Below are 18,913 nucleotides of genomic sequence, written 5' to 3'. Positions count from 1 at the left end.
ACACAAATTCGATCTGGCGAACGGATTCTCCTTCAAGGTTTCTCTGAAAATTTCAGGAGCTCTCAATGTTTTTCGGTAATCGGTCTACCCCTGCTAAAGAGAACGTTCGCTCAGCTGCGTCTCAGGTAATTGCAGAACAAGCTGGCTTTATTGATGCGATTAAGCGCAACATTGCAACCATCGAGTTTGAACCGGATGGAACGATTGTCGATGCTAATGCGCTTTTTTTAGGTGCAGTTGGTTACTCATTGGATGAGATCAAAGGCCAACATCACCGTATGTTTTGCCCTCAGGAGGTGTTGAACTCACCTGAGTATCAGAGCTTCTGGGGGGAACTTGGTCGTGGTATTGCTAAAAAAGGTGTCTTCAAACGTAAAAACAAAGCGGGCGAAGAGATGTGGCTAGAAGCCACTTACTTCCCGATTGAAATGAATGGCGAAGTCGTCAAAGTCGTGAAATTTGCCAGCGACATCACGGTGGAACGTAACAAGTTGATGTCTCAGATAGCGCGTCAAGAAGCGTTGAACAAATCGATGGCGGTAATTGAGTTTACCCCGGCAGGCGAAATCTTGACAGCCAACGATAACTTCCTAAGCGCGGTGGGCTTCACCTTGGATGAGATTCGTGGCCAACATCACAAAATGTTTTGTTATGACTCCTTCTACCAAGAAAACCCAAGTTTTTGGTCGAAGCTTGCGGCGGGGCAGTTTCAGGGCGGTCAGTTTGAGCGCAAAAACAAATTCGGCGAGACCTTATGGTTAGAGGCGACCTATAACCCGATCTTTGATCAGAGAGGTAAAGTCTATAAGGTAATTAAGTTTGCCTCGGACATTACTGAGCGGGTGAATCAAGATAAAGCCTTCCGCAACGCGGCCGAGCTAGCAAGTGAAACCTCTGTATCCAATGCGGCGTTAGCCGTCGAGTGTATGGAAATAATGCAAGGAAGTTTGTCTGCTTCACACTCGATTACAAATGAGGTTGATCAAGCCGCAGATCTGATCACGCGTTTGAATCAACAATCCAAAGATATCTCTCAAATTGTAACAACCATCAGTAGCATCGCCGACCAAACCAACTTATTGGCGTTGAATGCGGCGATTGAGGCGGCGCGTGCCGGTGATCATGGCCGAGGGTTTGCCGTGGTTGCGGATGAGGTGCGTCAGCTGGCTGCGCGGACATCGTCTTCAACGATCGAGGTTGAAAACATGGTTAAGATCAACAACGACCTAACAGGGCGTGCAACCAAGAGTATGGACTCTGTGAAGGATCAAGTATCCCACAGTGGCAAGTTTATAGAGGACGCGACCCACAAAATGACGGACATCCAAAAAGGCGCCAACAGTGTGTCGGACATGATTTCGGACTTGTTACGACAACAGAAAAAAATGGAAAATATCTAAACCAAGCTACACGCGAAAAGGCTCGAAAGAGCCTTTTTTAATGCCTATAAATAGCAGGTGGTTTAAGTTTGACCTTTGTTCGGTGATCTAAGCGGTTTAGAGTAAGCTTTTGGCTAACCATGAAAGGTCAAAGATAGGACACATTCGTTTTTGCTCTTGTGCACCAATACTGGTATAGGACCACCCATCTGAGCAGGCTTGTAAATTCATGATGCCGCTTCGATTTGCGCTTTGCAGCTTTTCGGCGGTCACCTCATCAATGCTCATGAGTTTTAGGATAACAACCCCATGCTTCTGATCCATCTCTTTCGCGCTATAGCCCTCGGTTTCAAGAAACAGCTCGTTGGCGCTCAAAATCGTGCCATCTAAATTAAACTCGATGACCGCTTGGTTGTTATTGATGCCCTGAACATAAGCGATGACATCCGTTTCGTTCATGTTGATGGTGGGGACAACTTACTCGTTGGTTGCATTACTCATTGATAAAGCCTGCTCAATTTAAAAACAGTGGTTTATAGAATGAGTTAAGTAGGGGGGGCGATGGTGTCAAACACGCCTGGATGTATGTTTGACAAGCTGAATAGAGAGAAAGAGCCTTTTTAAACAAAAGGCTCTTAAAAACAGATAGGTATCAGATCAGTAAGGGGCTGGGTTTTCCATCTGGGAAAATTGATCCCGTACGGACTCGAGGAATAAATCCCGCGCCCGGTTCGGTTGGGTGCTTTTTTTACTGATGGTCGCAGCGCCCAACGAGTAATGTTTGGTATCAGGGTGCAGCACGCGTAAAACGCCCTGTTCTAAGTAAGGTTGTGCAATATTTTGGGGCAAAAAACCGATGTAGTACCCAGAAAGGAGCATCGCGATGCGAGATTCATAGTGGTACGACACACCAGATGGGTTCATTTCTGAGAGCATTTGATAGATGGCGTCGTGGGGTTTTAAGCCTGCGTGCACTAACGGGGTTGCGTTGATGATCTCTTCGGTCAGTGCTGCTTCCGGCAGGTCAAATAGGGGGCTTTCTTTGGCGCAATATAAGTAGCACTCATCCGTGAACAGGTGAATGTAGTTAAGCCCTTCTAGTTTGCGGTGATAGGGAATCAGCGCAATGTCGAGCTCATCGTTCAGTACCATCAATTCCATGGTGGCCATCTGCTCAACACTGATCACCAATTCGACATCTTCGGCCTTATCGGAAAAGTTGCGGATGATTTCAGGGATCATACACCTAGGATCGGTACTGAAAGTATCGCTAAGCCCCACTTTTAGCTGGCCGCTGGGGTGGTTGCACAGATTATTAACGGTGTTTCGAAACCCTTCGAGCATGTCCAAAAGCTTTTCGGTTTGCTCGTAAATCACGGCCCCTTCTTCGGTTAACGAAAAGCCGCTTCGCCCGCGTTTGCACAAGGTCAAATTAAGGCGGGATTCGAGGTTCGCAATGTGGATGCTGATGGTAGGACGCGAGATATTTAAGCGTGTTTCAGCAGCGGCAAAGCCACCGCAATCGACTACGGTTTTAAAGACCTTTAACTGCTTAATCTCATAGTCGCCTAGCTGGCCCAATGAGAAGGTTTTTTTAGCCGCCATCTTACACTCCAGAGTGGTTTGCACTCACATTAGACTAAAAGATAATGCGGCAAGTTAACCGCAAACATCAGCAAGAAAGATACCAAAAAAACGAGAATCCCCCAAAAAGAGTGGTTTGTGGGAAAATCGGGTTTTTACGTTAGGTGTCATAAACCTTTACGTAGAAGGTATCTAATTTAATAGACCATTTTTTTTTGGAACGATCCAACTCAGCACGCAATTGAACACTATAAAACTAAAACGGAATAGGTACTGAATCATGTTGAAAACAGTCCATAAATTGAAGAAAAAATTGTCTGCCTCTGCATTGGCATTAGCCATGGGTGTAAGTGCGGTAGGTATGACCTCTGTTTCTTCTGAAGTTGAAGCGGCGGAATACAACTGGCGCTTTGGTAACCTGTACGGTCGTGGCACCGCTTTCGGTGAAATCTACGAAGACCTTGCGAAGAACATCGAGAAAAACTCCGATGGTCGTATCGCAGTTCAAGTGCTTTACTCAGGTGAAGGTGTTGGTACAGCAGGTTTGCTCGGTGCAACCAAGTCTGGCCTGATCACTATGGGTGCGCCTTTCCAATCTATGCATGCCGGTGAATTGCCAGCAGGTGTGGTTGAGATCGGTCTGCCAGGCGGTACTGATAACCCAGACGAACTGTACAGCCTGTTCCACGAAAAAGGTTGGGATAAAGTCCTGACTGAAGCTTACGGCTCACAAGGCCTAGTATGGTTGGAGCCTTACATCCAGCCTGCGGTTTACATCATCACTAAGAAGCCAATCAACTCTGTTGAAGATTTCAAAGGCTTGAAGATTCGTGCGCCAGGCGCTTACGGTAAGTTCCTGCGTAACTTGGGCGCCTCTCCAGTGTCTTTGGCATGGAGCGAAATCTACACTTCTCTGGCAACAGGCGTTATCGACGGTTCCATTGGTTCTAACATGATCGATCACCGCGATGGTAACCACGTTGAAGTTGCAAAATACATGTACAAACTGCCACTGGCAGGTGCACAAGTACTGCCAATCATCGTTAACCGTAACGCTTGGAACAAGCTTCCAGATGACCTGAAAAAAGCGGTTAAAGATGCCACCATCACTCACGCCGAAGAGCAGCTGACTAAGTCTAAGCAATGGGAAGCTGAAGCGGTTAAAGAGATGGAAGAAAAAGGTCTTCAGTGGAGCCCAGAACCATCTGACGCTGACAAAAAAGCGTGGGCTGAAGCCGGTGCTTCTTTGTACGACGAGTACTCCGCTCAGGATAAATACAGCAAGCAGCTGATCGATATCCTGAAACAGCAGTAATACTCTCCTGATCTGGATAGCTCCTAGGCATTGCCTCGGAGCTATCTTTCGTTTGAAAGACGGTTCTTTGCAATCTGGCATGCCCCTCTTGCATGCTCACAACGGTTTCTAATAATGATCACTCTCGGCTTAAGACGTCTGTGTCAGGTCATCGACTTTGTCGTTATGGTGGCTGGCAAACTGGCTGGATATTTGATGCCCGCTTTAGCGGCTGTCGTTATCTACGAAGTGTTTTCCCGCTACTTTCTGGGCCGCCCAACCATCTGGGCGTATGACTTATCACTCTTTTTATTCGGGTACATTGCCGCGCTTGGCGGAGCTTACGCTCACCAGAAAAAAGCGCACATCAATGTCGACATCCTTTACTTAAAAGTCTCACCCAATACGCGTCGAGTTTTTAACTTGATCTCCTATGTGTTGGGTATTTTCTTCCTGATTCTCGTTTGCAAAATGAGCTTTGGAAAATACGAAGAGGCGATTGAATACAACTACCGCACCCAAAGTGAGTGGGCGCCGCCGATGTTCCATTTCTGGATCATGATGGTGATTGCGGCCGGTTTGTTCATTGCGCAATTAGGCCGTGACATGGTGTCTGATGTGTATCAGCTGATCACAGGCAATGCTCTGGTTCCAACAAAGGATGACGACACAGATGATTAGTATTGAGTTGTTAACCGGCATCCTGTTGCTCGGTATTCTGATTTTCTTTGCCTTGGGCGCACCCGTTGGTTTGGCCTTGGGCGGTATTGCGATGGCGGTGGGTTATTACACGTGGGGCGATGCTCTGTTTAACGTGATTCCGACCACCGTTGAAGCGACCTATTTTAGCTTTATCTTGTTGGCGATCCCTTTGTACATCTACATGGGGCAGTTGCTGACCAAATCCGGCATTGGCGATGCGATGTTTAAAGCCAGCCAGATGGTGCTGGGTAAAGTGCGTGGCTCTTTGGCGATCAGCGTTATTTTGGTGTGTTCTATGATCGGCGCGATGGTGGGTATCATCGGCGCAGGCATCATGACCTCCGGCAGTATTGCGCTTCGTCCTATGCTAGAACGTGGCTACAACAAGCGTTTGGCGCTGGGTGTCATCATGGCCGGCGGTGGCTTGGGGATCTTAATCCCGCCAAGCATCCCGATGATCATGTTTGCCGCATCCACTCAAAACTCGGTTGGCCGCATGTTCTTGGCGGCGATGGTACCGGCGTTGATCATGGTGGTCTTCCTGATCGCGTACGTGGTTATTCGTTGTCGTCTAAACCCAGAATGGGCACCGATCCGTGAAGAAGATCGTCGCGATATGGCGCTTTCTCCGACCGAGAAGTTCCGTGTTGCGCGTGATGGCTTCCTGTCCATGCTGCTGATCTTCGTGGTGCTGGGTAGCATCATCAGTGGTATCGCAACCCCAACCGAATCCGGTGCTATCGGGGTGTTTGGTGCTCTCTTACTTGCCGTGATCTTTAAACGCTTCAAGGTGGACATGTTCCGCGCGGCCGGTCTGCAAACCGGTATTTTGGTCAGCGTGGCGATGTGGATTATTTTCGGTGCTTCTGTGTTCAGTAACTTCCATCTCTTGATGGGTGTTCAGCAGATGGTGGCAGGCTTTACGCAAAGTTTGGATCTTCCACCGATCATGATCATCATCATGTTCCAGATCATCATGCTGTTGCTTGGCTTCATCATTGACGAGTTCATCATCGTCTTGATGTGCGCGCCGCTGTTTACACCGATCGCCGTATCACTCGGTTACGACCCGATCTGGTTCGGTGTCTTGATGATCATCAACATCTTAATTGCCGTTCAAACACCGCCGTATGGGTTTGCGCTCTTCTACCTGAAAGGGATCGCGCCACCGGAAGTCGGCATGGGCGAAATTTATAAATCGGTAACTCCATTCATCCTGCTGAATTTAACGGTGTTGATCATCTGCATGATCTTCCCTGATTTGGTGTTGTGGTTGCCGAATCTGGTTATGAACAATTAGGCGGAGTAATCTTATGTACAGCAATTTGATTATCGCCGTGGACATGGCTCACCCAGAGCAGATCCCGCACTTGGTGAAAGCCGCTGTGAACTTGTCATCGGACGTCACAACGCCTCATTACCATGTGGTGTATGTGGATGAAACACACATCCACCAAGCGATGTATCCACAAATCGATGAAGCCCAATACAAAGAGGCGCGCAAGGAGCTAAAGCGTAAGCTCAAAGCGGAGATTGCAACGGCTTTACCTGAAGGCGCGGACTTTGAGTGCCACGTTCGTGCAGGTACAGCGCACGAGCAAATCTTGGAAGAGTCTCGTCAGATCAAGGCGGATGCCATTGTGATGATGGCACGTCGTCCAGGGCTTGCAAGTTACTTTGTTGGGTCTAACGCAGAGCGCGTGGTGCGTCATGCGAAGTGCACCGTATTGGTTCTGCGCGGCAACTACTAAGACGTAAGTCTAAGCCAGAACACCTTTAGTTTTAGCGGGATCAACGTAAGCGATCAAACGGTATTACTGATCCCGCGCTTAATATTATCTAACGTTATCGAATCACGCTGCACGCTGCAGCGACCCCGATAATTGGCGGAGAAAAACCAGTGAATTTAACTCTCAAGGATCGTGATCTTTTTAAGACACAAGCGTTCGTTGATGGCCAGTGGATCGACGGCGATCAATCCGAAACTTTTGCGGTGTTAAACCCAGCAACTGGCGAAAAAATTGCCGACGTTGCCAGCATGGGTGCCGACGAAACTCGCCGTGCCATCGAAGCGGCAGAACGTGCTATGCAGTCTTGGAAAGCGTTATCCGCTTCAGCTCGCTCGGCGGTGCTTGAGCGCTGGCATCAGCTGATCCTCGAAAACGTTGAAGATCTGGCGGTCATCATGACGGCAGAGCAGGGTAAAACTCTGGCTGAATCCCGTGGTGAAGTGCAGTATGGCGCATCCTACATCAAATGGTTTGCCGAAGAAGGCAAGCGTGTTTATGGTGATGTTATCCCGACACCACAGACAGATCGTCGCGGTATCGTAATCAAACAGCCTGTTGGTGTGGTTGCGGCGATCACGCCTTGGAATTTCCCGAATGCGATGATCACCCGTAAAGCAGCACCTGCGCTGGTGGTGGGTTGCTCTATCGTATTAAAGCCGGCTGCTGAAACACCGTTGTCTGCGTTGGCATTGGCTGAGTTGGCTCAGCGTGCGGGCTTGCCTGCGGGCCTTTTAAACGTAGTACCAAGTGCGCAGTCTCGTGCGGTAGGCGGCGAGATGACCAGCAACCCAACGGTTAAAAAGCTGACCTTCACAGGTTCGACGCCTGTGGGTAAAACACTGGTGAAACAGTGCGCAGAAACGATGAAGCGTACCTCAATGGAGTTGGGCGGTAACGCACCAATCATCATTTTTGATGATGCTGACCTTGATATCGCGATCAACGGCGCACTGATCTCTAAATTCCGTAACTCAGGTCAAACCTGTATCTGTACCAACCGTATTCTGGTTCAAGAATCCGTACACGATGCGTTTGTAGCGAAGTTAAAAGCGGCGGTTGAAGCCTTCCAGATCGGTAACGGCTTTAACGCAGACAGCACGCACGGTCCTTTGATCAATGCTAAAGCGGTGGACGATGTTCACCAAAAAGTGACCGATGCGGTAGCCGATGGTGCAGAAGTCGTGATCGGTGGTGAGCGCTCTGATTTAGGGGCTTGCTTCTACCCAGCCACCATTTTGACCAATGTCACGAAAGACATGAGCGTTTTCCGTGAAGAGATCTTTGGCCCTGTGGCGCCGATCTTCACGTTCAAAACCGAAGAAGAAGCGATCCAAATGGCGAACGATACTGAGTTCGGCTTGGCCGCTTACGTCTTCACTGAAAACATGGGCCGCATCTGGCGTGTGTCTGAAGGTATCGAATACGGCATGGTTGGCGTAAACGAGACCGCTATCAGCTCCGAAGTTATCCCATTTGGTGGCGTTAAAGAATCCGGTCAGGGGCGCGAAGGGTCGAAGTATGGCCTGGATGATTACCTGGAAATCAAATACATCTGTCTGGGCGGCCTAAACCGTTAATCGGTGGGCGAGGAATTTGAGTATGAGTCACATTATTTATCCAACAACGAACTTTAAAGCCACTGAAACCATGACGCTGGCGCGTGGTGAAGGGGTTTACGTTTACGATAACCAAGGCAAGCAATACATCGAAGGTATGGCGGGTCTGTGGTGCACCTCTTTGGGTTACAACAACAAAGATTTGATTGAAGCGGCGACCTCTCAAATGGGTCAATTGTCTTACTCGCACATGTTCGGCGGTAAAACGCACGAAGTGGGTATGCAACTGTCCGACAAGCTCTCTTCTATGTTGCCTGTAAAAGATGCTCAGATCTTCTTTGGTAACTCCGGCAGTGATGCAAACGACTCTCACGTTAAGATGCTGCGTTACTACTTCAACGCCATCGGTAAGCCAGAGAAGCGCAAAATCATTGCGCGTGAACGCTCTTACCACGGTGTAACACTAGCATCCGCTTGCTTGACTGGCCTTGAAGCGAACCACACCTATTTTGATCTGCCGTTTGATGCGCTGGGTATCTTGCGCACCGATGCGCCTCACTACCTGCGTGGTCGTCTTGATGGCGAAACAGAAGCGCAATTCGTGGACCGTATCACGGGCAACCTTGAAGCTTTAATCCAGCGCGAAGGCCCAGAAACCATCGCTGCGTTTATTGCTGAGCCTATCACGGGCGCAAGCGGCGTGATCGTTCCGCCAGCAGGCTACTACGAAAAGGTTCAAGCGATCCTGAACAAGTACGGCATTCTGTTCTGGGCGGACGAGGTCATCACAGGTTTCGGTCGTACAGGCAGTGACTTTGGCTGTAACAGCATGAACATCGAATCCCCTGATTTGATGACCATGGCTAAACAGTTGTCCTCGGCGTATGTGCCTATTTCAGCGTCGGCTGTTCGTGGTGATATCTACGAAGCGATGATCGATCAAACCACTCAGGTAGGTGTGTTCGGTCACGGTTACACATACTCGTGCCACCCAATGGCTGCGGCGGTTGCACTGAAAACACTGGAAATTTACGAGCGCGATAACCTGTTTAGCCGTGCGGCTGAGCTGGGTGAGTACATGCAGCGTCGTCTGCACGAAACCTTTGATGATCACCCTCTGGTGGGTGAAGTGCGTGGTAAAGGTTTGATCGCGGCTATTGAGCTGGTTGCTAACAAAGAGACCAAGCAAGCCTTCCAAGGCGGTTCAGTGGGCTACTACGCGATGCAGGCGTGTCAGAACCACGGTTTGATCACGCGTGCGGTTGCAGGTTCTGCATTGGCACTGTGCCCACCGCTGATCATTACTGAAGCTCAGATTGATCAAATCATCGACATCATGCGTAAAGCCGTTGATGAAACCCTAGCGTGGGTTACAGCAGAAGGCTTGATTGCAGCCTAATGCCTTGTTTACGAACGATTAAGCTCTAGGCCTATCGTAGGTCATCCCTTGGGCGCAGGTACTGCGCCCTTTTTTTTGCCTGCAAAACACGCCAAAATCGCATCGCTAATTAAAAAGAGATCGATTATGAGCGCTCAAGATTTACCGGTGCTTGTAGGGCGGGCCCTGCTTGCACGCACATGGATGATGGCCACCGCCGAATCCTGTACCGGCGGTATGATCGCCTCGGCGATTACGGACATTGCTGGCAGTTCGGCTTGGTTTGATTCGGGGTTTATCACGTATTCCAATAATGCCAAGCAGTCGATGCTAGGCGTATCCGATCAAGCACTGCATCACCACGGCGCCGTCAGCGAAGCGGTGGTGTTAGAAATGGCGCAAGGGGCGTTGGACAATTCGGCGGCCAACATCAGTGTGGCGGTCAGCGGTATCGCAGGCCCAGGTGGTGGTACGGATGCCAAACCAGTGGGTACAGTGTGGGTGGCGTGGGCAACAGAAAACCTAAATAAAGCCCGTTGTTTTCGCTTCTCTGGAGACCGTGCTCAAGTAAGGGCACAAACCGTAGAGGCGGCCCTGCAAGGCATACTGGATATCCTCAATAATTAAAGGTTGCAATTCGATCACCGAGGTACAATAATACTGTCCATTCATACAGTATTATTGTCACGCAGCGTAAAGGGTTGAATATGGACGATAACAGAAAAAAAGCGCTTGATGCCGCTTTATCACAAATCGAACGTCAATTTGGTAAAGGCGCTGTGATGCGCATGGGCGATCAGCCACGCGAAGCGATTCCGGCTGTATCGACCGGCTCTTTGGGTTTGGATATTGCACTTGGTATCGGCGGCCTGCCATTTGGCCGTATCGTCGAAATCTACGGCCCTGAATCATCGGGTAAAACCACGCTGACCCTGCAAGTGATTGCTCAAGCGCAGCGCCAAGGTAAAACCTGTGCATTCGTTGATGCTGAACACGCATTGGACCCAAGCTACGCTGAAAAACTGGGCGTAAACGTAGACGACTTGCTGGTGTCTCAGCCAGATACGGGTGAGCAAGCACTTGAAATCACAGATATGCTGGTTCGCTCGAATGCGATTGATGTCATCATCGTTGACTCGGTTGCCGCATTGACGCCGAAAGCAGAAATCGAAGGCGAAATGGGTGACTCTCACGTAGGTCTTCAAGCGCGTTTGATGTCACAAGCGCTGCGTAAACTGACGGGTAATGTTAAGCAGTCTAACTGCTTGCTGGTCTTCATTAACCAGATTCGTATGAAGATCGGTGTTATGTTCGGCTCCCCTGAAACCACAACCGGTGGTAACGCGCTGAAATTCTACGCATCGGTTCGTTTGGATATCCGTCGCATCGGTGCGGTGAAGCAGGGCGATGAGGTTGTCGGTAACGAAACCCGGGTTAAAGTGGTGAAGAACAAAGTATCGCCACCGTTCCGCCAGGCCGAATTCGAAATTTTGTACGGCCAAGGTACCAATCAATTGGCTGAAGTGATCGATTTGGGTGTGAAGCAAAAGCTGGTGGATAAAGCCGGTGCTTGGTACTCCTACAAGGGCGATAAAATCGGTCAAGGTAAAGCGAACGCTGCTAAGTACCTAGAAGAGCACCCAGACGTGGCTCAAGAGATTGAAGTGGCTCTGCGCGAAGAGCTACTGAACGTGCCAAAACCGGCCGCTAAAGGCGCGGATCAAGAAGAAGGTCAACTGGAACTGTAAGGTCCAGTCTATTAAAAAGGCGTGCCAATGGGTGCGCCTTTTTTGTATGTTTAAAAAATGATGAAAAAGAGATCCGAACCTAAACCGCTTGAAAGCGAAGCAGAGATCAAATCGGCCCTAATGGGGTACTTGGCAAGGCGTGAATATACCCGTCAGGAGCTCACGGATCGATTATCTGCGCGCTGCGATGCGGTCATGCTCGCAAGCGTTTTAGATCAGTTTGAAGAAGCCGGCTATCAGTCTGATCAGCGTTTTGCCGGTGTTTTGTTACGCTCTAAATCTCAGCAGGGGTATGGCCTTCGCCGTGTACAAATGGATGCTAAGCGCAAGGGGTTGGATAACGCCTTGATGCAAGAGGCGGAAGAGAGCGAAGAGATCGACTGGTTTGAGCTGGCTAAATCGGTGTATCAGCGCAAGTTTTCAGAGCCTTTAGAAAAAGGGGATTATAAAGGTTACCAAAAACGTCAGCGGTTTATGGTGAATCGTGGCTTCTCGTTTGATCAAATTCGTTACGCGATGGAATCCTCTCCCGAGGAATAGCCAAATCCAAAAAAACCTCTGTTTAATCGTGTTAAACAATCGTTGACTGGATTGTTCCCTCCACTTGCTCCATTCTTCTAAAAACCACGTAAATACGCGGGTTTATGACACACTTTTTGAAAAAAATTCGAACAATTTTTAACCGCGATATATACTTGAACCCATTTTTTATGTCATTAGCGCAGTGCTATACAGGGTAACCCTGAATAAAAAACAAGCGCGTTTAACTGTCAGTGGAACCGTACCGCTTTATGAAATACATGACTAGTGCCGAAATTCGCCAGGCGTTCCTGGATTATTTCAATCAACAAGGCCACGAAGTGGTCTCGTCCAGCCCATTGATCCCGGCCAATGATCCGACTCTGCTGTTTACCAATGCCGGTATGGTTCAGTTTAAAGATGTGTTCTTGGGTGACGACAAGCGTCCTTACTCGCGTGCGACAACGGCTCAGCGCTGCGTGCGCGCCGGTGGTAAGCATAACGACCTAGAAAACGTCGGTTACACCGCACGTCACCATACCTTCTTTGAAATGATGGGTAACTTCAGTTTTGGTGATTACTTTAAACAAGACGCCATCCGTTTTGCTTGGACTTTCCTGACCGAAGTGCTGCAGATTCCAAAAGAGAAACTGTGGGTCACCACGCACTACACCGACGATGAAGCGGAAAAGATCTGGAAAGAAGAGGTCGGTGTCGACCCAGAGCGTTTCTCCAAACTGGACGAAGATAACTTCTGGGCCATGGGTGATACAGGCCCTTGTGGTCCATGTACCGAAATTTTCTACGATCACGGCGAAGGCATCTGGGGTGGTCCTCCAGGGAGTCCTGAAGAAGACGGCGACCGTTACATCGAGATTTGGAACGTGGTCTTCATGCAGTACAACCGCTCTGCTGACGGTGAGATGACACCGTTACCGCGTCCATCGGTCGATACCGGTATGGGACTTGAGCGTATTGCGGCCGTGATGCAAAGCGTACACAGCAACTACGAGATTGATCTATTCCAAAACCTGCTGAAAGCCACAGCTGAAGCGGTAGGTACAACCGATCTGGATAACAAGTCGCTTCGTGTTATTGCTGACCACATTCGTTCGACCTCCTTCTTGATCGTGGATGGCGTTACGCCATCGAATGAAGGCCGCGGTTACGTACTGCGCCGTATCATGCGTCGAGCCATTCGCCACGGTAACAAACTGGGCGCTAAAGGCAGTTTCTTCAACACGTTAGTGGCAGCTTTGGTTCAAGAGATGGGCGTTGCTTACCCTGAGTTGGCAGAAAAGCAGGCACAGGTTGAGCGCATCATTGCCAAAGAAGAAGAGCAGTTTGCGAAGACGCTTGATAATGGCATGCGTTTGTTGAACGAAGCGATTGAAGGGCTGGAAGGCTCTGTAATCCCTGGTGAAACCGTTTTCCGTCTGTATGATACCTACGGCTTCCCAGTGGACTTAACGGCGGATGTGGCTCGTGAACAAGAGCTGACTCTGGATATGGATGGCTTTGAAGCGTCTATGGAAGAGCAGCGCCAGCGTGCACGTGCTTCTGGCTCGTTCAGTGTGGATTACAACGACAAGCTTGAGCTTACCGGTACAACCGAATTTACCGGTTACGACTTACTCGAAGATACCTCTGAGATCGTTTCGATCTTCAAAGAGGGTGTCGCTGTCAATGAGCTCGGCGCCGGTGAGCAAGGTGTGATTGTACTGGATCATACGCCGTTTTACGGTGAGTCCGGTGGTCAGGTGGGCGACAAGGGCGTGTTAAGCACTGACTTTGGCCAATTCACCGTTAACGATTGCACGAAAGAGCAGTCAAACCACCTGCACGTGGGCAGCGTAGCCGAAGGTGTTGTGAAAGTAGGTGCAAAAGTGGTCGCAAAAGTCGATATGGCTGCGCGAAATGCAACGGCATTAAACCACTCTGCAACGCACTTATTGCACTCCGCTTTACGTGAAGTGTTAGGTGATCACGTTCAGCAAAAAGGCTCGTTGGTAAACCCAGAGCGTCTGCGTTTTGACTTTGCACACTTTGAAGCGATGACTGCCGATGAAGTCGCACGCGTCGAAGCGATCGTAAACGATCAAATTCGTTTGAACACACCGGTATCCACCGAAGTGATGAACATCGACGATGCTAAAGCCAAAGGCGCAACCGCATTGTTCGGTGAGAAATATGACAGCGAAGTCCGTGTACTGACGATGGGCTCAGAAGGCTTCTCGATTGAGCTGTGTGGCGGAACACACGCTCGCCGCACCGGTGATATCGGATTACTGAAAATCGTCTCTGAAAGCGGTATTGCATCTGGTGTACGTCGAATCGAGGCGGTAACTGGCATAGGTGCCCTTAACTACGTGAACGATGTTGAGCAGTCTCTGAGCAATGTTGCGGCTCTGGTGAAAGGCTCTCGCGATTCGGTTGTGGATAAGGTTCAGACCCTGTCTGATCGTAACCGTCAGCTTGAAAAAGAGCTGGAGCAGCTAAAGGCGAAACTGGCTGCTGCGAAAAGCGGTGACTTGGTCAGCCAGGCTGAAACCATCAACGGTATTCAAGTCCTAGTCGCTCAGCTAGAAGGTATCGAGTCTAAAGCGCTCCGCGATACGATCGATCAGCTGAAAAACAAGCTGGGTTCGGCGGTCGTTGTCTTAGCGACAGCTTCGGATGACAAGGTATCGGTTGCAGCGGGTGTCACTAAGGATCTTATCGGCAAAGTTAAAGCCGGTGACCTAGTGAAAGACTTGACCGCGAAGATCGGCGGTAAGGGCGGCGGTCGTCCTGATTTCGCCCAAGGTGGCGGTACTGATGCGGCTGCACTGCCAGCGGCTCTGGAAGCGGTAAAAGCGAGCGTTTCAAGCCTGTAAATTACAGGCGAAGGGAGAGTAGAAAACGTATGGCACTGTATGTTCAAAAATACGGCGGCACATCAGTTGGTTCGGTCGAGCGCATTACAGCCGTCGCTGAAAAAGTAAAACGCTTTAAAGATGAGGGCCACGACGTTGTCGTTGTGGTCTCGGCCATGAGCGGCGAGACCAATCGGTTGATTGGTCTTGCGAACGACATTACTGAGTCCCCGTCAGCGCGTGAGATGGATGTGCTTGTCTCCACTGGGGAGCAAGTCACCATTGCCTTACTCAGTATGGCGCTTGAAAAGCAGGGCGTACCTGCGCGCTCTTATACCGGCAGTCAGGTTCGGATTTTAACCGACAGCGCTTTTATGAAAGCCCGCATTCAGGACATCGATGTACAGAACATGCGCACGGACTTAGAAGCCGGTCGCGTGGTCGTTGTTGCTGGATTTCAAGGGGTAGATGAACTTGGCAATATCACGACCTTAGGTCGTGGTGGCTCAGATACCACGGGTGTCGCGTTGGCTGCAGCGCTTAAAGCGGACGAATGCCAAATCTACACTGATGTGGATGGCGTATACACGACAGACCCTCGGGTTGTAGAGGACGCAACGCGACTGGAAAAAATCACCTTTGAAGAGATGCTCGAAATGGCAAGCTTAGGTTCAAAGGTGCTGCAGATTCGTTCTGTCGAATTTGCTGGGAAATACAAAGTGCCACTGCGCGTCCTATCCAGCTTTAAGGATGGCCCAGGCACACTGATTACAACAGAGGATGATGATACTGTGGAAAAACCCGTTATCTCAGGCATCGCATTTAACCGTGACGAAGCAAAGTTGACCATTATGGGTGTTCCTGACGTTCCTGGTGTGGCTTCGCGCATCCTAGGGCCTGTGAGCGACGCTAATATCGAAGTGGATATGATCGTCCAGAACATCGCAGCGGATCAAACCACCGATTTTACCTTTACAGTTCACAGAAATGACTATACTAAAGCGGAAGCGATTCTGAATCAGATTGCTAACGAGTTAGGCGCACGTGAAGTTGTTGGAAACAACAAGATCGCAAAGGTGTCTATAGTGGGTGTAGGGATGCGATCTCACGCCGGTGTAGCCAGCAAAATGTTTGCGGCACTTGCCAATGAGAACATTAACATTCAGATGATCTCCACCAGTGAGATTAAGGTTTCGGTTGTGATCGCCGAAAAATATCTGGAGTTAGCAGTAAGATCACTGCATTCCGCGTTTGATTTGGGCAAAGTTGACACAGTCAGTGAATGACGGCTTGTCGGATTTCGTCTATGATTGGCACCTGAACTGTGTATGAACCACATTCATTCGTTTGCGCGGTTCAGGACTATTAAGGAAGAACAGGAGAACCATAACTATGTTAATTTTGACTCGCCGCGTGGGTGAAACATTGATGGTAGGTGACGATGTCACCGTAACCGTACTGGGTGTTAAAGGTAACCAAGTCCGTATCGGTGTTAACGCACCTAAGGATGTTTCCGTACACCGAGAAGAGATTTATCAGCGCATTCAGCGTGAAAAAGGCCAAAACGACGATCAAGACTGATTTTTTTGAAATTTTTACTTTCTTTTTGAAAATCAGGCTTGTATAGTATGCGCCGTTGATTGGTGAGATGGCCGAGTGGCTGAAGGCGCGCCCCTGCTAAGGGCGTATAGGGGAAACTCTATCGAGGGTTCGAATCCCTCTCTCACCGCCATTTACGCGCCCGTAGCTCAGCTGGATAGAGTACCTGGCTACGAACCAGGCGGTCAGAGGTTCGAATCCTCTCGGGCGCGCCAATTCAACATGTCTTTTCAAAGTGTGCGCCCGTAGCTCAGCTGGATAGAGTACCTGGCTACGAACCAGGCGGTCAGAGGTTCGAATCCTCTCGGGCGCGCCATCTTTGAATCTTATTACGCGCCCGTAGCTCAGCTGGATAGAGTACCTGGCTACGAACCAGGCGGTCAGAGGTTCGAATCCTCTCGGGCGCGCCATTTTCCAAACACACCTCCTTTAGTTAAAGAATCTAATCCGTTTAATAACCTAACGTTTCGTGTGGTCCCATGAAATTCATCGTTAAGCTGTTTCCAGAAATCACCATTAAAAGTCGTCCAGTTCGCCGTCGTTTGATTGCGCGTCTGCAAAACAACCTGCAAATTTTGCTCAAACGCGAATACCAGGACATTACGGTCAGTGGTTTTTGGGACAAGCTCGAAGTGGTGTTGCCACAAGAAGGCCTGTCACACCGCGATGAAGTGATTGCGATTATGCAGCGAGTGCCAGGTGTATCTCACTTTCTAGAAGTGGCTGAGCACGAGTTAGGTGACTTTGATGATGCGTTTAAAAAGACCTTAGCGGTTTATGCGCCCATCATTGAGGGTAAGAGCTTTAAAGTCCGTGTGAAACGTACCGGTAAACACGATTTTAAATCAGTGGATATGGAGCGTTACATCGGTGGAGGCTTATTGCAGCACGCTAATCCGACCCGTGTGGATGTCCGTACCCCCGATGTTTTTGTGGATCTGGAAGTGGTTCATGCCAAGCTCTTTATCGTCACCCAGCAGCATGCAGGGCTTGGTGGGTACCCGTTAGGCTCTCAGGAAGCGGTTCTGTCGCTTATTTCCGGTGGGTTTGATTCGGTGGTTGCGTCCTACATGACGATGCGTCGTGGTTCTAAAACACACTTCCTGTTTTTTAACTTAGGCGGTAAAGCACACGAGATTGGCGTAAAGCAGGTGGCATTGCATCTGTGGGAGCAATACGGTGCCTGTGCACGCGTTAAGTTCATCACCGTCCCGTTTGATGAGGTGGTGGGTGAAATCCTGCAGAACGTGAATCACTCTTTCATGGGGGTGGTTTTAAAGCGCCAGATGATGCGTGCGGCTGAAAAAGTGGCCGATCATATGGGCATTGATGCGATCGTCACTGGCGAGAGTGTGGCGCAGGTTTCCAGCCAGACTATTCCGAACCTTACCGTGATCGATCAATCGACCAAAAAGCTGATCTTGCGTCCATTGATCACGATGGATAAGCAAGAGATTGTGGATCGCACCATCAAACTTGGCTGCTTTGATATCGTTAAGATGATCCCTGAGTATTGCGGTGTGATCTCGGACCGACCAACCACTCGTGCACGCCTTGATAAGGTGATCGCCGAGGAAGACCAGTTGGATATCGATGTGCTGACATCGGCCGTTGAAAACGCCGAGGTGATCACCATCGATGAGATCGTCAAAAACCTAGATATCCAAACCGATATCGAGTCTTTAAGCCGTGTGTCGGAAAATCAGATCGTTGTCGATATTCGTGCTCCGGGTGAGCAAGAGAAACGCCCACTGAACATGCCGGGTGTGGAGGTGATCTTAGCGCCGTTTTTCACCTTGGAATCGGTCTGTCATGATTGGGTAACTGATAAGGAATATCTGCTCTATTGTGAGAAAGGAGTCATGAGCCGTATGCACGCTCAGAACCTGCAGGAGCAAGGTCTGACCAATGTGAAGGTTTACCGTCCAGGGGTTTAATTCTAAGAGTAGACCAAAGTTCTATAAATCTATTCCTCTTTTCCCATGACGCAGGTCTTGCGAAAAAAAACTTTTATCGAAACTGTATAAAAGTTGACCTGCGTCCCGCTCTTCAAGTTGCTCACCTACCGCTTTTCGGGTTTAATGCCTGAGGTGAAAAGCGTCGTATTAACTGCATTTTCTCGGTAATCGCCGTTAAAAAGCATCTATAACGTGACGTTTTTAGCAAATAAACCCAATCGTTTAGGAGCTGCCTCAGATGGATAATCTGGTATCAGAAGGCCTCACATTGATGGTCTATGGTATGGGCTTTGTATTCCTATTCCTGACGTTGCTGGTGTTTGTGACAGGTTTCATGTCAAAAATTGTCATGAAGTATGCTCCTGCACCACAACCTAAGCCGGCAAAATCAAAGCCTGCTAACAGCGGTGCGGCTGCGCAGGCTGGTGGGAATCAGGATGAACTGGTTGCTGTAATTACAGCAGCGGTTCACAAGTACCGTTCGTAACAAGCAACGCTCGTTAATAAGAAGCGTGCTTAGATAACAATAAACGCACTATTTTTTCGACAGA

General features: G+C 49.4%; 17 protein-coding genes and 4 tRNA genes. 19 read left to right on the top strand and 2 right to left on the bottom strand.

Annotated elements, in window-relative coordinates; translation table 11 throughout:
* Nucleotides 1-65 precede the first annotated feature (65 nt).
* The gene (locus tag ACXAF9_RS03755; RefSeq protein ID WP_475070579.1) at nt 66-1,400 is read left to right on the top strand and encodes a methyl-accepting chemotaxis protein; all 1,335 of its coding nucleotides are present in this window, start codon (nt 66-68) and stop codon (nt 1,398-1,400) included.
* A gap of 96 nt (nt 1,401-1,496) precedes the next feature.
* On the opposite strand, the gene ACXAF9_RS03750 is transcribed toward ACXAF9_RS03755, so the two are convergent.
* Entirely contained in the window at nt 1,497-1,838 is a 342-nt protein-coding gene (locus ACXAF9_RS03750) for a hypothetical protein (RefSeq protein WP_475070575.1), read from the bottom strand.
* Between the two features lie 198 nt (nt 1,839-2,036).
* Nucleotides 2,037-2,984: a LysR family transcriptional regulator gene (locus tag ACXAF9_RS03745; RefSeq protein ID WP_475070573.1), complete on the bottom strand. Its 948-nt coding sequence runs from the start codon at nt 2,982-2,984 to the stop codon at nt 2,037-2,039.
* A gap of 259 nt (nt 2,985-3,243) precedes the next feature.
* On the opposite strand from ACXAF9_RS03745, the gene ACXAF9_RS03740 reads away from it, so the two are divergent.
* From ACXAF9_RS03740 to ACXAF9_RS03655, 18 genes are all read left to right on the top strand, one after another.
* Nucleotides 3,244-4,278, top strand: a complete 1,035-nt coding sequence (locus ACXAF9_RS03740) for a TRAP transporter substrate-binding protein (protein WP_475070571.1) — start codon at nt 3,244-3,246, stop codon at nt 4,276-4,278.
* Between the two features lie 114 nt (nt 4,279-4,392).
* On the top strand, nt 4,393-4,938 hold the full coding sequence (locus ACXAF9_RS03735) for a TRAP transporter small permease subunit (RefSeq protein ID WP_475070569.1): 546 nt from the start codon (nt 4,393-4,395) through the stop codon (nt 4,936-4,938).
* Nucleotides 4,931-6,259: a TRAP transporter large permease gene (locus tag ACXAF9_RS03730; protein WP_475070565.1), complete on the top strand. Its 1,329-nt coding sequence runs from the start codon at nt 4,931-4,933 to the stop codon at nt 6,257-6,259. The genes ACXAF9_RS03735 and ACXAF9_RS03730 overlap by 8 nt, the downstream gene beginning before the upstream one ends.
* A gap of 13 nt (nt 6,260-6,272) precedes the next feature.
* Nucleotides 6,273-6,710, top strand: coding sequence for a universal stress protein (locus ACXAF9_RS03725; RefSeq protein WP_475070562.1), 438 nt, complete (start codon nt 6,273-6,275; stop codon nt 6,708-6,710).
* 149 nt (nt 6,711-6,859) lie between these two features.
* Nucleotides 6,860-8,326 (top strand): NAD-dependent succinate-semialdehyde dehydrogenase, encoded by a 1,467-nt coding sequence (locus ACXAF9_RS03720; protein ID WP_475070559.1) that lies wholly within the window; start codon nt 6,860-6,862, stop codon nt 8,324-8,326.
* Nucleotides 8,327-8,348: 22 nt separating this feature from the next.
* Nucleotides 8,349-9,704 (top strand): aminotransferase, encoded by a 1,356-nt coding sequence (locus tag ACXAF9_RS03715; protein ID WP_475070557.1) that lies wholly within the window; start codon nt 8,349-8,351, stop codon nt 9,702-9,704.
* A gap of 126 nt (nt 9,705-9,830) precedes the next feature.
* Nucleotides 9,831-10,310, top strand: a complete 480-nt coding sequence (locus ACXAF9_RS03710) for a CinA family protein (RefSeq protein ID WP_475070555.1) — start codon at nt 9,831-9,833, stop codon at nt 10,308-10,310.
* A gap of 80 nt (nt 10,311-10,390) precedes the next feature.
* On the top strand, nt 10,391-11,431 hold the full coding sequence (gene recA / locus ACXAF9_RS03705) for a recombinase RecA (protein WP_475070553.1): 1,041 nt from the start codon (nt 10,391-10,393) through the stop codon (nt 11,429-11,431).
* Nucleotides 11,432-11,488: 57 nt separating this feature from the next.
* Nucleotides 11,489-11,971: a regulatory protein RecX gene (locus ACXAF9_RS03700; protein WP_475070550.1), complete on the top strand. Its 483-nt coding sequence runs from the start codon at nt 11,489-11,491 to the stop codon at nt 11,969-11,971.
* Between the two features lie 260 nt (nt 11,972-12,231).
* Entirely contained in the window at nt 12,232-14,826 is a 2,595-nt protein-coding gene (gene alaS / locus ACXAF9_RS03695) for an alanine--tRNA ligase (protein ID WP_475071119.1), read from the top strand.
* Nucleotides 14,827-14,855: 29 nt separating this feature from the next.
* Nucleotides 14,856-16,091, top strand: a complete 1,236-nt coding sequence (locus ACXAF9_RS03690; RefSeq protein ID WP_475070548.1) for an aspartate kinase — start codon at nt 14,856-14,858, stop codon at nt 16,089-16,091.
* Nucleotides 16,092-16,197: 106 nt separating this feature from the next.
* Nucleotides 16,198-16,386, top strand: coding sequence for a carbon storage regulator CsrA (csrA, locus tag ACXAF9_RS03685; protein ID WP_475070546.1), 189 nt, complete (start codon nt 16,198-16,200; stop codon nt 16,384-16,386).
* 61 nt (nt 16,387-16,447) lie between these two features.
* Nucleotides 16,448-16,537: transfer RNA gene (locus ACXAF9_RS03680), tRNA-Ser, on the top strand.
* Between the two features lie 5 nt (nt 16,538-16,542).
* Nucleotides 16,543-16,619, top strand: a tRNA-Arg gene (locus tag ACXAF9_RS03675).
* Between the two features lie 24 nt (nt 16,620-16,643).
* Nucleotides 16,644-16,720: transfer RNA gene (locus ACXAF9_RS03670), tRNA-Arg, on the top strand.
* 17 nt (nt 16,721-16,737) lie between these two features.
* Nucleotides 16,738-16,814, top strand: a tRNA-Arg gene (locus tag ACXAF9_RS03665).
* Between the two features lie 69 nt (nt 16,815-16,883).
* Complete coding sequence (gene thiI, locus ACXAF9_RS03660; protein WP_475070543.1) at nt 16,884-18,341, top strand: tRNA uracil 4-sulfurtransferase ThiI; 1,458 nt, start codon at nt 16,884-16,886, stop codon at nt 18,339-18,341.
* A gap of 259 nt (nt 18,342-18,600) precedes the next feature.
* Complete coding sequence (locus ACXAF9_RS03655; protein ID WP_475070538.1) at nt 18,601-18,849, top strand: OadG family protein; 249 nt, start codon at nt 18,601-18,603, stop codon at nt 18,847-18,849.
* Nucleotides 18,850-18,913: the final 64 nt, after the last annotated feature.

This window comes from Neptunomonas sp. ABH4_499, assembly GCF_056160565.1.
The sequence above is the reverse complement of the archived record's forward strand: the minus strand, read 5'-3'. Positions and strand labels throughout refer to the sequence as shown.

What these genes read in the sequence shown, in the direction of transcription:
- ACXAF9_RS03715 (WP_475070557.1), top strand. Translation starts at nt 8,349, where the DNA reads ATGAGTCACATTATTTATCCAACAACGAACTTTAAAGCCACTGAAACC.
- recA (WP_475070553.1), top strand. Translation starts at nt 10,391, where the DNA reads ATGGACGATAACAGAAAAAAAGCGCTTGATGCCGCTTTATCACAAATC.
- ACXAF9_RS03730 (WP_475070565.1), top strand. Translation starts at nt 4,931, where the DNA reads ATGATTAGTATTGAGTTGTTAACCGGCATCCTGTTGCTCGGTATTCTG.
- ACXAF9_RS03710 (WP_475070555.1), top strand. Translation starts at nt 9,831, where the DNA reads ATGAGCGCTCAAGATTTACCGGTGCTTGTAGGGCGGGCCCTGCTTGCA.
- ACXAF9_RS03740 (WP_475070571.1), top strand. Translation starts at nt 3,244, where the DNA reads ATGTTGAAAACAGTCCATAAATTGAAGAAAAAATTGTCTGCCTCTGCA.
- csrA (WP_475070546.1), top strand. Translation starts at nt 16,198, where the DNA reads ATGTTAATTTTGACTCGCCGCGTGGGTGAAACATTGATGGTAGGTGAC.
- ACXAF9_RS03750 (WP_475070575.1), bottom strand. Translation starts at nt 1,838, where the DNA reads ATGAACGAAACGGATGTCATCGCTTATGTTCAGGGCATCAATAACAAC.
- thiI (WP_475070543.1), top strand. Translation starts at nt 16,884, where the DNA reads ATGAAATTCATCGTTAAGCTGTTTCCAGAAATCACCATTAAAAGTCGT.
- ACXAF9_RS03700 (WP_475070550.1), top strand. Translation starts at nt 11,489, where the DNA reads ATGATGAAAAAGAGATCCGAACCTAAACCGCTTGAAAGCGAAGCAGAG.
- ACXAF9_RS03735 (WP_475070569.1), top strand. Translation starts at nt 4,393, where the DNA reads ATGATCACTCTCGGCTTAAGACGTCTGTGTCAGGTCATCGACTTTGTC.
- ACXAF9_RS03755 (WP_475070579.1), top strand. Translation starts at nt 66, where the DNA reads ATGTTTTTCGGTAATCGGTCTACCCCTGCTAAAGAGAACGTTCGCTCA.
- ACXAF9_RS03690 (WP_475070548.1), top strand. Translation starts at nt 14,856, where the DNA reads ATGGCACTGTATGTTCAAAAATACGGCGGCACATCAGTTGGTTCGGTC.
- ACXAF9_RS03655 (WP_475070538.1), top strand. Translation starts at nt 18,601, where the DNA reads ATGGATAATCTGGTATCAGAAGGCCTCACATTGATGGTCTATGGTATG.
- ACXAF9_RS03725 (WP_475070562.1), top strand. Translation starts at nt 6,273, where the DNA reads ATGTACAGCAATTTGATTATCGCCGTGGACATGGCTCACCCAGAGCAG.
- ACXAF9_RS03745 (WP_475070573.1), bottom strand. Translation starts at nt 2,984, where the DNA reads ATGGCGGCTAAAAAAACCTTCTCATTGGGCCAGCTAGGCGACTATGAG.
- alaS (WP_475071119.1), top strand. Translation starts at nt 12,232, where the DNA reads ATGACTAGTGCCGAAATTCGCCAGGCGTTCCTGGATTATTTCAATCAA.